This is a genomic window from Hymenobacter sp. BT18 (genome assembly GCF_012273015.1).
GTDB lineage: Bacteria > Bacteroidota > Bacteroidia > Cytophagales > Hymenobacteraceae > Hymenobacter > Hymenobacter lutimineralis.
This window is the reverse complement of the sequence record NZ_CP050954.1, coordinates 3,753,335-3,766,907: the sequence shown is the minus strand read 5'-3', so window position 1 is coordinate 3,766,907 and position 13,573 is coordinate 3,753,335. Positions and strand designations below refer to the sequence as shown.

12 protein-coding genes and 1 tRNA gene are annotated in these 13,573 nt (G+C 60.6%); 8 read left to right on the top strand and 5 right to left on the bottom strand.

The genetic code is table 11. The annotated features are described in order from the left end of the window. On the bottom strand, positions 1–450 hold the full coding sequence (locus HER32_RS16200; protein WP_149072468.1) for a MarR family winged helix-turn-helix transcriptional regulator: 450 nt from the start codon (positions 448–450) through the stop codon (positions 1–3). A 167-nt stretch (positions 451–617) separates the two neighbouring features. Between HER32_RS16200 and HER32_RS16195 the strand changes: the two genes are divergently transcribed. Further along, positions 618–1,202, top strand: coding sequence for a DUF6799 domain-containing protein (locus HER32_RS16195; protein ID WP_168682611.1), 585 nt, complete (start codon positions 618–620; stop codon positions 1,200–1,202). On the opposite strand, the gene HER32_RS16190 is transcribed toward HER32_RS16195, so the two are convergent. Then, the gene (locus tag HER32_RS16190) at positions 1,195–2,241 is read right to left on the bottom strand and encodes an enolase C-terminal domain-like protein (RefSeq protein ID WP_168682610.1); all 1,047 of its coding nucleotides are present in this window, start codon (positions 2,239–2,241) and stop codon (positions 1,195–1,197) included. The two genes, HER32_RS16195 and HER32_RS16190, sit on opposite strands and share 8 nt — an antisense overlap. Positions 2,242–2,397: 156 nt before the next feature. On the opposite strand from HER32_RS16190, the gene HER32_RS16185 reads away from it, so the two are divergent. The 5 genes from HER32_RS16185 to HER32_RS16165 all read left to right on the top strand — a co-directional run bounded on the left by HER32_RS16185 (position 2,398) and on the right by HER32_RS16165 (position 8,946). Further along, on the top strand, positions 2,398–3,834 hold the full coding sequence (locus HER32_RS16185; RefSeq protein WP_168682609.1) for a dicarboxylate/amino acid:cation symporter: 1,437 nt from the start codon (positions 2,398–2,400) through the stop codon (positions 3,832–3,834). 412 nt (positions 3,835–4,246) lie between these two features. Continuing rightward, a complete protein-coding gene (locus HER32_RS16180) occupies positions 4,247–4,933 on the top strand; it encodes a hypothetical protein (protein ID WP_168682608.1) in 687 nt (228 codons plus the stop codon). Positions 4,934–5,079: 146 nt separating this feature from the next. Further along, the gene (locus HER32_RS16175) at positions 5,080–5,940 is read left to right on the top strand and encodes a T9SS type A sorting domain-containing protein (RefSeq protein ID WP_168682607.1); all 861 of its coding nucleotides are present in this window, start codon (positions 5,080–5,082) and stop codon (positions 5,938–5,940) included. Positions 5,941–5,985: 45 nt separating this feature from the next. Beyond that, on the top strand, positions 5,986–6,522 hold the full coding sequence (locus HER32_RS16170) for a hypothetical protein (protein WP_149072422.1): 537 nt from the start codon (positions 5,986–5,988) through the stop codon (positions 6,520–6,522). Between the two features lie 87 nt (positions 6,523–6,609). After that, on the top strand, positions 6,610–8,946 hold the full coding sequence (locus HER32_RS16165) for a GAF domain-containing protein (protein WP_149072421.1): 2,337 nt from the start codon (positions 6,610–6,612) through the stop codon (positions 8,944–8,946). On the opposite strand, the gene HER32_RS16160 is transcribed toward HER32_RS16165, so the two are convergent. From HER32_RS16160 to HER32_RS16150, 3 genes are all read right to left on the bottom strand, one after another. Next, on the bottom strand, positions 8,914–9,579 hold the full coding sequence (locus HER32_RS16160) for a phosphatase PAP2 family protein (RefSeq protein ID WP_168682606.1): 666 nt from the start codon (positions 9,577–9,579) through the stop codon (positions 8,914–8,916). The genes HER32_RS16165 and HER32_RS16160 overlap by 33 nt on opposite strands. Positions 9,580–9,676: 97 nt before the next feature. Continuing rightward, positions 9,677–9,761 (bottom strand) — tRNA-Leu (locus HER32_RS16155). Between the two features lie 126 nt (positions 9,762–9,887). Further along, positions 9,888–10,604 carry a phosphatase PAP2 family protein gene (locus HER32_RS16150; RefSeq protein ID WP_168682605.1) on the bottom strand — a complete coding sequence of 239 codons (717 nt, stop codon included), beginning with the start codon at positions 10,602–10,604 and terminating at the stop codon, positions 9,888–9,890. A gap of 121 nt (positions 10,605–10,725) precedes the next feature. On the opposite strand from HER32_RS16150, the gene HER32_RS16145 reads away from it, so the two are divergent. Continuing rightward, the gene (locus HER32_RS16145; protein ID WP_168682604.1) at positions 10,726–11,382 is read left to right on the top strand and encodes a class I SAM-dependent methyltransferase; all 657 of its coding nucleotides are present in this window, start codon (positions 10,726–10,728) and stop codon (positions 11,380–11,382) included. Positions 11,383–11,703: 321 nt separating this feature from the next. Then, the gene (locus HER32_RS16140; RefSeq protein ID WP_149072417.1) at positions 11,704–13,554 is read left to right on the top strand and encodes a M61 family metallopeptidase; all 1,851 of its coding nucleotides are present in this window, start codon (positions 11,704–11,706) and stop codon (positions 13,552–13,554) included. Positions 13,555–13,573: the final 19 nt, after the last annotated feature.

Sequence of the window (13,573 nt, the reverse complement as noted above, 5' to 3'; positions counted from 1 at the left end):
TTAGTCTCGAAGTTTATCCAGCAGGTAGTTGAGCTGCTCAACCTCCTGGTCCGACAGCTGCCGCAGCCCGTGCGCCTGCTGCTCTACCATGGGCTGCATGGTTTCCAGCAGTGCCAGCCCCGCCTCCGTGATGCAGATGTCCACGGCCCGGCGGTTGCTGGGGCACACCCGGCGCGTTACCAGCTGCTTGGCCTCCAGCTTGTCTACAATGCGCGAGGCGTTGCTGGTTTTATCCAGCATGCGCTCAATGAGTAGGTTCACGGTGGCCGGCCGGGGATGCTGGCCCCGCAGGATACGCAGCACGTTATACTGCGGAAGCGTCAGGTTGAATTCCTTGAAAGCCGCGGCCTGCCGCAGCTGCAGCCAGCCAGCCGTGTACACCAAGTTGATGTAAGCTTTCTGGTATTCGCTTTGAAAGTTGGGCTGTTTGATTTCGTCTTCAATTCTCATGGATTGGGACATGCTCTCCAGGAATTACGCTGCAAATATATGTACATACATTTAATGTACAAACATCGTTTCCTGAAATGGAAGATTATTTTTTCGGAAGCAAGTTCCCATTTATCCCTGATACCTTCGGCTGCGTATCAGGCTCATACTCCTGATTTCAACCCGCTATGCGCCATTTCCTGTCCTCTGCTTTCGTTGTGCTGGCCCTCACGGCCTCGCTAAGTGCCACTGCCCAAACCAAAACCACGCCGAAACCCGCCGGCGCCGTTACCACGGGTGCCTCCGACCGTTTCCTGATGCAAAACGGCAGCGTCGTGCTAGTGCAGAATGGTCGTCCCACCCCGCTCACGCAGAACGTGCGCCTGGGCAACGGCACCAAAGTCAATTACAAAAGCGGCATTGTGGAGCTGCCCGGGGGCAAAATCACGACCCTTCAGGAAGGCGACTACGTAACCAGCAAAGGCGAAATTGTGTTTGCCACCCCAGCCAGCGCGGCTGCGGCCCGGGGCCAGAAAGCCGAACCCGGGGCCAAGTTTGACCCTTATGTAGAGCGCGGTGCCGCCCCCTCCCCCGCCGACGTTGACGCCCGCCTGACCACGCTGAGCACCCGCCTGGATCTGATGGCCCAGAAGATTCAGCTGCTCAACCAAAAGATTTCTTTGCTGAGCGTAAATGCCCAGCGCCCCACCGATACAGCCCAGCTCGACCAGCAGATCCAACAACTGGAGCAGCAGCTGCAGCAGCTTAAGTAAGCCCGTTCCCTATTTGCGGCATTGCTGCCTGTGCCACTACGGCCCCTTGGGTTTCCTGCACGAAGCCGAAGGGGTCTTTTTTTATAACCAGAAAGCCGTCCAGGTCGTGCACTTGGGCCAGGCCGCTTACCTGCACCGCCGACCAGATGCCCAACGACGTTTCGACCATGCAGCCTACCATAGCTTGTAGGCCGTGCGCGTGCGTTTGGCGCAGAATTTCCACCCCCTGCCGGTAGCCGCCGGCTTTCATGAGCTTCATATTTACCCCGTGAAACTGCCCGGCAATTTCCCCAAAGTCGGCGTGGTGCGTCACGGATTCATCAGCAAACAGCGGGTATGGGCTGCGTGGGCGCAGGTACTGATAGTCGGGCACGCAGGCGGCTGGCAGAGGCTGCTCCAGCACCTGTACCTGCAGCCCCGCTACTGTTTGGCACTGTTCCAGAAACTGCAGTAGGTTGTCGGCATCGGGCCAGGCTTCGTTACCGTCCACGATAAGCGGCTTGCCGGGCAAGGCGGCCGCTACGGCCCGCAGCAAAGCCAAGCCACTTTCCTGGTTTACCTTCACCTTCAGCAAGGCAAACCGGGAAGCTTGGTGCTGCTGCAGAAAAGAGGCGACGTCTTCGGGCGCCATAATGGGCAAAGAAAACGCGGTGGGCACCGCCGCTGCCGGGGCCGGCACGCCCAGGTACTGCCACACTGGCTGCCCGAGCCGCAGCGCCTGGTGGTGGAGGTAGGCGGCCTCCACCGCAAAGCGCAATGCCTGCGCCACGGGGTGAGCCTGCAGCAGGGCTGCCAGTTCCTCCTCGCTGCCTACCTCGCTCAGCCCCGCGCCCTGCAGGGCCGCAAATTCGGCTTGCAGCCGCTCCGGGGTTTCACCGTAGCGCACATTGGGCGCCGCTTCGGCCCAGCCAGCCAGCGGCGGCTCTCCCTGGCTACGTACTCCAATGAGCAGGTTGACTTTCGCATCCGAGGCATTGCGGGAAATTTTCCAGGTATAGCGCAGGGGCAGCGGGCGAGCTTCAATAGTCCAGAGTAGCATAGGGCGGGTATAAGCAGGAAAGTGCCAAGGTAAGCAGGAGGCGAGGTTGCGGCACTACCAAGCTTCAAAGCTTAGGAATAATGCCGGCACAAGCTGCGCCGGCCTAATAACCTATCTTTGCTAGCACTTCCCACTTCTATCCTGCCTGATTTTCGCATGAAGTTCTCGCGTTATGCTTTGTTGGCCGGGCTCCTGCTCGTGCTGGCCGCCGTTCTTACCGCACTCGTCAACGCTCACCTGCTGGCCCTCGACCCCGTGGTGCCGCTCATTGCCCGCTGGGGAGCCCTGGCCGCCATGGTAGCCTACGCCACGCAGCGCCGCTCCCTCACGGTCTGGATTGTGGTTAGCATGTTCGTGGGGGCCGAGGTAGGCGCCGACTTTCCCAAAGAAGCCCAGAGCCTGAAGGTGCTCAGTGACGTGTTCCTGCGGCTGGTGAAAACCATTATTGCGCCCCTGGTATTTGCGACGCTGGTCGTGGGCATAGCCGGCCACGCTGACCTTAAGAAAGTAGGCCGGATGGGCGTGAAGTCCCTGGTTTACTTTGAAATAGTCACTACGTTTGCCTTGTTCATCGGGCTGGCCGCTATTAACCTAACCAAGGCGGGTCGTTTGTCGCCGGCGGTGCTGGCGGCAGCCCGGGCCAATAGCAACGTAAACGAGGTCATTGCCCAGGCGCCCAAGCAAACGGCGGCCGATATTATCACCCACATTTTCCCGGAAAATATTGCCAAGTCGGTAGCGGAGGGGCAGGTTTTGCAGGTGGTCGTATTTGCCATCATCTTCGCCATTGGTCTCGCTATGGTACACGGCAAGCACCGCCAAGCCATGCTGGATTGGTCGGAAAGCTTGTCGGAGGTGATGTTCAAGTTCACCAACGTGGTTATGTTCTTTGCCCCGCTGGGCGTGGGTGGTGCCATTGCCTACACCGTGGGCAAAATGGGCTTCGGGCCGCTGCTGAATGCCGTGCAGCTGCTGCTCACGCTCTACGCGGCCCTCATTGCCTTCCTGATTCTGGTGCTGCTGCCGGTGGCCCTTATTGCGCGCATTCCCATCAAGCGCTTCATCCAGGCCATTGCGGAGCCCGTCAGCATTGCCTTCGCCACCACATCCTCGGAGGCTGCCCTACCTCGGGCCATGGAAGCCATGGAAAGTATTGGGGTGCCGCGCCGGGTGGTGGCCTTCGTGATGCCTACGGGTTACTCTTTTAACCTGGATGGCACTACGCTGTACCTTTCCCTGGCGGCCGTATTCGTGGCCCAGGCAGCCGGCATCGAGCTGTCGTTTGGGCAGCAGCTGGTGATGGTGTTCACGCTGATGCTCACCAGCAAGGGGGTAGCGGGCGTGCCACGGGCGTCGTTGGTTATTCTGCTGGCTACGGTGGCCTCGTTCAATCTGCCCGACTGGCCGGTGTTCATCATCCTGGGCATTGATGCGCTGATGGATATGGCCCGCACTGCCGTAAACGTAATCGGCAACTGTCTGGCCTCGGCGGTTATTGCCCGTTGGGAAGGGGAGTTTGTGGATAACTACGTAGCCTCCGACCCGGTGCTGGATTTGGCCGAAGCCGACAGCAGCCTGGCGCACCCAGCCTAATCCAGCATTTGTACCACCTAGTCGGCCCCGGTTCTGTCTGCAGAGCCGGGGCTTTGTTTATTGGCAAGCCTCACATACTCCCGGCATGCCAGCAACCCTGGAGCCCATGCCGGGGCTTACCGGTCGGGCTTACTTTGAGGCTTTGATAGGATGCTCAAAGCCACCTAGCGCCATTATCAAAATATTCTTTGTATAGTTATATTATATTTTACAACATATTCAGGTGATTTGGCCACCTAAACCTTACATTTTGTAGAATGCTGCTGTTTAAAAATATAACTTAAGCAACAATATCAGGCTAAAAAGGAATAGAACAAAAAATAATTGTTATTATTCTATTTTCGAGTGCACGTATTTATCTATCAGTATGTTACCTTCGAAATCTTAAACCCTGTCCCTCCCCGCTACTCTTATGCTGACACTACGCTACGTTATGGTGCTTTGTGCTTTTCCGGCATTGTTTCTGGGCAGCTGCCGCTCGGCCGACCGAATCATGTTTAAGCCCAATCCCTCGGCTCTGTCTACCCGCCTGCCGGCCCTGGAAGTAGCAGTAGAAAATGGCCCCCTCAACCGCATCGAGGACGAGGCCACGACAGATCCTATCCAGCTGTTTCAGCGGGAGGCCAAGCAAAACCTGCTGGAGTCGAACGACAGCAGCGCCAAATTCGGGTACGTAAAGCTGCAAGTAACCGAGGCCAAGCTGACGCGGGCCGGCAAGGGGTTTCACGTCATTCAAATGCTGGGAATGCTCACGCCTAGCCTGCTAGGTATTCCCGTAGAATATTTTCGCACGCGCCTGCGCGCCGAGCTTCAGGTGCTGGATGCCAACGGCGAAGTGGTAGGCTCGTACGTGGGCACGGGCAACTCTAATGTGCGCGTGGCCATGTACCACGGCTACTCCCAAACCTCAGCGCCCCGCCTGGCCGATACCGAAGCCCTGCGGCAGGCTCTGGCCCAAATCAAGCCCCAGCTCGATAGTGCCTCTGCCCGCCTGCGCACCCGGCTTATCAGCACCGGCCCCATGGAGGTATCGGGCACGGCGGCTGGCTACGAACTCCCCCCCGCGGCGGCATCTACTACGCAACCAAACGAAGAGTAGCCCTGCCTCAGACCGGCAAACCACTTGAATACCAAAAGAAAAACCGCTTGGGCTACCTGCCCGAGCGGTTTTTCTTTTGCCTCATTAAACTCCAGGAAGTCCGCTGGCTCTATAGCAACATGGTCGGTTTGTTCGTTGCTGTCTTTATGAAGCCATTTTTCTCTTCCCTGGCGCGCCTTGCGGTGCTGTTGGTATTTCCTGTTTCACTTTCTCTGGGGGCGCCCCGTCCGCAGCCTCCCGGCCACCGGGAAGCGCGAACCTACGTGCGCCAGCAGGTACTGCCTCTGGTACGCCAGCAGCGCCTGAAGCTGGAGCCCTACCTGACGGCCGCCGACCAGGCCCGCCTCGCCGATTACCGTACCCAGCTTCGCCGCCTGCAGGAGCAGCACACCCTGCTGCGGCGCCCGGGACCGGAAAAGCAGCGCACGGAGGCCCAGCACCAGCAGGCCCGGGAATTACGCGCTGCCCGCCAGCTGCTGCTCCGCGAAGTGGCCCAGCTGGCCCAACCCTACGAAACGCTTATTGCGCAGCTGGCTTCCGATGTGCAGCCTCAGCGGGCACAGTGGTCTACCGACTTGCGGGTTATCCGGCAGAAGTATGCCTCCGACTCTCTGGTTCACGCCGCCTCTGGCCGCCCCGCCCCGGAGCTCATCCAGCCCGACGTATATTTTGCCCCGGTGCGCTTTCTGCTGCTGGTACCGAAAGCAGCCCCCACGCTCCGCGCCGGCGCCGTCACCGAGCAGGCAAAAGCCACGGGGTCTATCACCATCTTCCCCAACCCCATAGTGCCGCTTAGCAAGGTACAGTACTTCGTGCCCAAGCCGGGCAATGTGCTGGTGGAGCTACTCAACAACCAAGGCACCGTGGTGCGCACCTTGCTGCAGCAACCGCAGGAGAAAGGGGAACATGCCTTGCCCCTGCCCACCCAGGAGCTGGCACGCGGGACCTACTACGTCAAAATCACTACGCGCACCGGCACCGAAACCCAGCGCTTCGTGAAAAACTAGCGGGCGGGGCCCCGCCGTGCTGCCGGCGCCCTATCTTTACGCCTGATGGCACCACGTTTTTCTCTCGGCACTTTATTGGTTGGGCTCCTGGCGGGTCTGGGAGCCTGCTGCGGCAGCACTGCCTGCGACTGTCAGGATGCCCACGCCGATGCTTTTTACCTGCAGTTCAGCCTCGATTCTGCGGCAACGGGTCAGGGGTTTCGGGCGGCGGAGCTGGACACCATCCAGCTGATTCGCCGCACCATCAGCGAGAAAGTCCCGCGCCGGGCCGATACGGTGCAAGTGGTACGCAGCCGCCAGGCGCTGGCCGCTCCCCTCCTGCTGGAGCGTACCACGCCTTTCCCGGCCCGCGACACGCTCCAGACGACCGACTATACCTACAGCCTCCTGCTGCCTAAAGCGAATCCGGCCCAGCGCTACGAGCTGACGGATGTGGTTATTGACGGCGGTTTTGAGGCCGATGGCTGCTGCACCTGCTACCAGAACCGCAAAAAATCCCTGCGGGTAGACGGACAACCCTATGATGTGGTCGACCCGGCGGCCAATAACGGCGCCGTTCCCATCAAGCTCGTCCGTAAGTAGGCCACCCAAGCGGCGCTTTTCGCGTATAGGGCTGCACGGCCATTGGCGCAGCTTGTTTGCCTTGGCGCCGCGCCTCGACTCCCGTTTATGACCACTACTGCCACGCTGGAACGCCCGGCCTCAACCGGTTTTTTTCCGTTTAAAACCTCGCTCAGCTTTGAGCCCCTGATTCGCTACTGGGAAAGCCGGCAGCAGGATGCCAACCAAGGCACGGCCATGCTGGCGAAGGCCATTATGACGCAGGTAGAGCAAGCCGCCTGGAGCCGGGGCAACATCACCGACCTGCGCGACCTGGAATGCGGCTGCGACCTGACGGAAACGCTGATGCTGGCCGTGTTTCCGCCAGCCTCCTTTGATACCGATATCAGCGGCGTGACGCCCCCGTTCACCCGCTACAGCTTCTACCAGACCCCGCGTTTTGCCGAGGTGCTGCTCAACGCCAACCATAGCGTGAAGCAGCCGCTGAATGTAGACGCCGCCACCATGGAAATTTACATGGCGCGCATGGCCTATATGCTGATTCTGGACAAGGTCTACGGCGTGAAGCTGCCCCTGAACAGCACCATTATTTTCACGGTGCCCGACTACAGCATTGGCCTTTACCGGCACTACGGAGTAGAGTTCAACTCCACGTTTGTGGAAGTGCAGGTAGTAGATACCGCCCCGGAGCTTACCTCCGAGCAGATCGAATACCTCAGCCACAACCTGCACCGGCTGGATGTCTGGAAGGAAGTGCTGCCGCCGGAACATTTTGAGCTGAGCGGCTTCAACATCATTCACTTAGTAGACGTCACCGACCAGGAAATTCTCTCGGAGCTCAAATACGACCTGCTGGAGCGCGACGTGCTGCAAGCCTCCGACCGGCTAGAGCAGATCCAGGAGAAGCTGCGGGTGCTGTTTGGGCGGCCGTTTTTACAGCTGGGCATAGCCGCCTACGACGAAAAGAAGCGGGCCTTCGTGGACTTTGGCCGCAAAATCAACCATAGCTTTATTACCAAGCAGCTGGCCAAGCAGCAGGAAGCCAGCGCCGGTTTTCGCCAGCTCTACGCCCGCCTGCTCATTGACCGCCAGCCCCTGGTGCTGGAAAACGTAGAAACCGCCGACCTGCCCGAAGATCTGCGCCAACAGATTCTGGCCTTGGGCATCCGCTCGGCTATTCTGGCCCTGCTGCCCTATGGCGACGATACAGTAGGGCTGCTGGAGCTCGGCTCGCCCCAGGTGGGCGACCTGGACGAGTTCTGCCTGGAGAAAGTAAATCAGTTTGTGCCGCTGTTTGCGGTGGCCGTGAAGCGCAACGCCGAGGAAATTCAGACGCGGGTGCAGGCTATTGTGAAGGAAAAATTCACGGCCATCCACCCTACGATGGAGTGGCGCTTTACCGACGCGGCCCTCAACCTGCTCAGCCAGCTGGAAGACGGCAACAAGAACGCGGAAATGGAAGACATTGTCTTTCACGAAGTGTACCCCCTGCACGGCTCCAGCGACATCCGGGGCAGCAGCACGGCCCGCAACGAAGCCATCCAGGGCGACCTAATTGAGCACCTTACCCTGGCCAACAAGGCCCTGAAAAAAGCCTCCGAACTCCAGGCCCTGCCCATTCTGGATGAGCTGAAGTTCTACGTAAACAAAAACCTGCGCCGCCTGCGCCAGGGACTGGTAACGGGAGACGAAGTCACCATCCTGGACTCGCTGCGCACCCAGGTAGAGCCCTTGTTCGAGTACCTTGCGCAGAACACCCCGGAGCTGCGCCCCGTGATTGGCGAGTACTGGAACAACATCGACCCGGAGCTGGGCATTCTCTACAAGCGGCGCAAAGCCTTTGAGCAGAGCGTGACCATGCTCAACGATATGGTGAGCGACTACCTCGACGAAGAGGAACAGAAGGCTCAGCAGATGTTTCCGCACTACTTCCAGCGCTTTAAAACCGATGGCGTAGAGTTCAACATTTACGTGGGGGCCTCCCTGGTAGAGAACAAGCCCTTCGATCTGATTTTCCTGAAAAACCTGCGCTTGTGGCAGCTCCTGGCCATGGTGGAAATTACCCGGCGCACGGCGGCCCTGAAAAAGCAGCTGCCCCTGCCCCTGGAAACCACCCAGCTGGTGCTGGTGCACGGGCAGCCGCTCAGCATCCGTTTCCGGCAGGACGAGCGGCAGTTTGACGTGGACGGCGCCTACAACATCCGCTACGAAATCATCAAGAAGCGCATCGACAAGGCCACGGTGCAGGGCACCGGGGAGCGGCTCACCCAGCCGGGCCTCCTGGCCCTGGTGTACAGCCAGGCCCGGGAAGCCACCGAATACATGGAGTATATCGACTACCTACAGGACCGCAACCTGCTGGAGCCCGAGGTAGAAGAACTGGAGCTGGAGGAGCTGCAGGGTGTGAAGGGCTTACTTGCCCTGCGCGTGAAAGTTAAACTCTAGCACCAACCGGAGCAAAGCCAGCCACATTAGTCCGGCCGCAAAACCGGCCAGCACATCGGTAGCGTAGTGCACGTGCAGGTAGATGCGGGTGAGGCCAATAAGCAAAGCCCAGCCCAGCAGCACCAGGGCCCACCCCGGCCGTCGGGCGTGGCGCCAGAGCAGCCAGGCCAGGCACCCGTACAAAGCCATACCGATCATGGCGTGGCCGCTGGGAAAGCTCAGGCCGGGCTGGGGCAGCAGAGCCGAGAGGGGCCGCCCGCGCTGGTAATGCACCTTCAGCAGCTGGTTGAACAAGGCTGACCCGGCTACGGCCAGCAGCACTTCCCAGGCCTCGCGGCGGTAGCCGACCCGGGCCAGCCCTCCAGGAATCAGCAGCCCAGCTGCTACCAGAAAAGGCAACGAAGCAAATAGAGTGATACCACGAGCCAAGGGCGTCAGGCCCGGCCAGGCAGCTCGTAGGGTATCCATCTGCTGAAAAGCCCAGCTATCCAGGGCCGCCGACTTCTCTACGAACACCACCCGGGTGAGGTAGAAAAACAGGAGCAGGGCCGCCCCAAATACCAGCCCCAGCACCGCGGCTTCGGTGGTAAAAACAGCTAAGCGGGCCAGCAGACGGGCAACAACGTTTCGCATACGTATTTTCTCAACGCAGCCTTTTCCTGGGAGGTCAGGACGCCCCGCAGACTAAGGCCCAAACAAAAAAGCCGGCCCTGAAAAGGGCCGGCTTTCGTGGTGCGCTCGGAGAGACTCGAACTCTCACACCTTGCGGAACTGCCGCCTGAAGACAGCGCGTCTACCAATTTCGCCACAAGCGCAGCTTTTGTCTTGGGCTTAAACTCCGAGGGGTCTGGCCTTTTGACGTTGCAAAGATACGCGCCTAATTCCGGGAATGTCAAGGCAGGCGTTACTTTTTTCGTAAAATAAATTGCGAATGCGCGCTACTAGGCCTGTTTTTCAGTTAATTGCGGACTGTGCTTAAACTGTTTTTTGACCGTTTTTTCCAGCCTTCGGAGCAGCGGAATAGCCATGAGCAGCCAGGTGCCACCCGCCAGCAGGCCCGCCAGTACATCGGTGGCGTAGTGCACCCGCAAATACACGCGAGTGGCCCCAATCAACAGAATCAGCAAACTCAAAAACCCGATCAGGGCTATGCGCAGCCAACGCTGCTGCCGTACGTGCGTGTACACCAAGTAAATGAGCAAGCCGTAAAAGCAGGCCGAAATCATGGCGTGGCCGCTGGGGAAGCTCAGGCCGCTGGCCGAGGTGAGCGGCAGCAGGGGCCGGGGGCGCTGGTAGAGGTTTTTGAGCACCAGGTTCAGGCAGATGCCGCCCAGCGCCACAACCGGCACCATGAGCGTGTACCAGCGGTGCCGGCGCAGCACCAGGAACCAGGCAATCAGCGCCAGGGACGCGGGCACGATGAAGTTGCGCGAGGCCAGAAAGGTAATGGCCTCCACCCACGGCTGCCGCCCGGCCCCAAAGAAGGCCTTCGTCCAGCGGAAAGCGGCTTCGTCAAACGGGGCGGCATCCTGGTCCAGCACTTCCCGGCTGATGTAGAGAAACCCGGCTACGCCCAGTACCCCCACCAGCAGCACCAGGGCAAACTCCGTGAGAAACAGGGCGGCTCCGGCTAGCAGGCGGCGCAGGTGGTGGGTCATAGAAATGCAGGGATGCGTAAAGGAGTGAGTAGCTTTAACGGCCCCGTGGCAGAAAAGCTGCATTGAGGTGCTGGCTTGCCCCACGCCCGGGCGCTTCCAGGCAGTTTAATATTTCGATTTTTTGGCTGTTTCTCCTTTCTATAACGACGCTGGCTTCGACCGGGTGGCGGCTTTCTACGACCCACTCTCCCGGCTGGTGTTTGGCCGCAGTCTGCAGCGGGCCCAGCAGCGGGCCCTGGCTTACTTGCCTACGGGGAGCCCGCACGTCTTGCTTGTTGGCGGGGGCACCGGGTGGGTGCTGCCCGAGCTGCTCCGCCTCCGCCCCCAGGCCCAGGTGCTGTACCTGGAAGCCTCGCCCGAAATGCTGCGGCAGGCCCAGGAAACGCTGCGCCGGCAGGCCCCCCAGCACATGGGGCAAGTAGAGTTTCGGCTGGGCACGGAGGCAGCCCTGGCCCCGCAAGAGCAGTTTGATGCCGTGCTGACGTTTTTCCTGCTGGACCTCTTCGCCCCGGCCCGGCTCCACGAGCTGGTTCAGCGGCTAAACCGGGCACGCCGACCGCAGGCGCCGTGGCTGGTCGCCGATTTTGCCCCGCCCCGCGCCTGGTGGCAGCACGCCCTGCTAAAGGCTATGTACTGGTTTTTCGGTTTTACCACCGGCATCAGCGGGCGGCAGCTCCCCGATATCCGCGCTGCCCTGGCAGGCGTGGGCCTGTTGGCCGGGCCGGCGCAGTCTGGCTACGGGGGTATGGTAGAAGCGGTGGTGTTTCACCCGGCATAAAGCCGGTACGCGGCCGGCGGCCCCGCGGCCCTAAGGCTACGCATAGCACTTTCCCAAGGAAGGCAACCGTACTTCGGGCGTAGTAGCTTCGTTGTTGGTTCGTAGTAGCTTCGATGTAGCTTCGTATAACCCGCAGGCAGAACGGCAGAACGCCGGATTGTACTCTTCCCGAACCAACCCCAGCAGCAGCCTGCTGGCGGGTGGCCCGCTACCGGCTACTACCGCCCCCACTTGCCCGCCCGATTGCCGCCCGGGTAAGCGGCAGGTTGCCGGTCGTCTGCTACATTTACCCTACCGACTTCTTCCCTATCTTCCTGCTCTATGCCAAAATCTACCGTTTCTCTTCTGCTGGCGCTTGCCTGGCCACTGGCTTTTGGGGCGGGTGCGCGGGCCCAGTCTCCTGTGCGCTACGCGCTGAGCTTCCCCAATGCCGTGCACCACGAAGCACAGGTACAGGTGACTTTTACCGATTTGCCGGCGGAAAAGCCCCTGCAGGTGCACATGGCCCGCTCTTCCCCCGGGCGCTATGCCCTGCACGAGTTTGCCAAGAACATCTACGAGGTGCGGGCCACCGACGCCCAGGGCCGCGCCTTGCCCCTCGCCCACCCCGACCCGTACAGCTGGACGGTGACGGGCCACGGCGGCACCGTCCAGTTCAGCTACACGCTCTACGGCGACCGGACCGATGGCACCTATGCCGGGATTGATGCCCAGCACGCTCACCTCAACATCCCGGCAACCCTGGCCTACGCCGACGGCCTGGAGCAGCGCCCGGCCGAAGTGCGCTTTGCCCTGCCGCCCGGCTGGCAGGTAGCTACCCAGCTGCAGCCCACGGCCACGGCGGGCGTATACACCGCTCCGCACCTGCAATACCTCATGGACTCGCCTACATCCCTGGGCCCGCAGAAGATGCGCTCCTGGCAGGAGCAGGGAAAAACCATTGAGCTGGCCGTGCTGCACACTGGTACCGATGCCGAGCTGGATGCCTACGCCGACCAAACCAAGAAGATAGTGAAGGAAGCCGCGGCCATCTTCGGCGGGCTGCCCGACTACGACTTCGGCCGCTATACGTTTGTGGCCAACTACCTGCCCCAAGCCAGCGGCGACGGGATGGAACACCGTAACTCCACTTCCGTTACCAATGCCCGCCCGCTGAGCAAGGAAGGCGCCCTCGGCAACCTGAGCACCGTGTCGCACGAGTTCTTCCACGGCTGGAACGTGGAGCGCATCCGCCCGCGCGACCTGGAGCCTTTCCGCTTCGACCGGGCCAACATGAGCAGCTGCCTTTGGTTTGCCGAAGGCTTCACCCAATATTACGGCGACCTGCTGATGCGCCGCTCGGGTGCCCTCACCAATGAGCAGTTTGCTGCCAACGACCTGTCGGGGCTGGTAAATGCCATGCTGAATGCTCCGGGAGCTAAGCGGTTCTCGCCGGTGCACATGAGCCAGCAGGCGCCCTTCGTGGATGCCGCCGCCGCCATCGACCCGAATAACCGCTCGAATACCTATTTGAGCTACTACCTTATTGGTGGAGCCAACGCCCTGGCCCTGGACCTGGAGCTACGTCAGCGGTTCAAGACAGACCTCGATGCTTTCATGCGCGAAGTGTGGCAGCAGCACGGCAAGCCCCAGCGCGACTACGCACCGGCCCGGCCCTACACCCTGGCAGATCTGCAGCGCATCTTAGGCAAAACAGCCCGGGATACTGCCTTTGCCGGTCAGTTCTTTCGTCAGCACATTCAGGGGCATACATTGCCCAATTTCACGGCATTGCTGGCCCCGGCGGGCATGGTGGTGCGCAAGGCCCACGCCGGCCGCGCCAGCCTGGGAGTCAGCCGCCTGCAGTTTGTCAACAATCAGCTCACCGTTGGCTCGGGCACCCTGCTCGGCGACCCGCTGTATGTGGCGGGCCTCGACCGGGGCGACCAACTGCTCAAACTGGACGGCAAGGCGCTGAAAGACCAGAAAGCATTTGAGAAGCTGCTAGGCAAGCACAAGCCCGGCGACGTGGTGCAGGTAGAGGTACGCTCCCGGGGACAGGTGCGCACCCTCCCGGTTACCTTGCAAGAGGATGAGGAGCTGGAGGTAGTACTTACGGAGAAAACCGGGCAGCAGCCCACCCCCGAGCAGTTGGCCTTCCGCGCCGCCTGGCTGGACGCCAAAGCCAAGTAAGGACTGAAGGCACCGAACC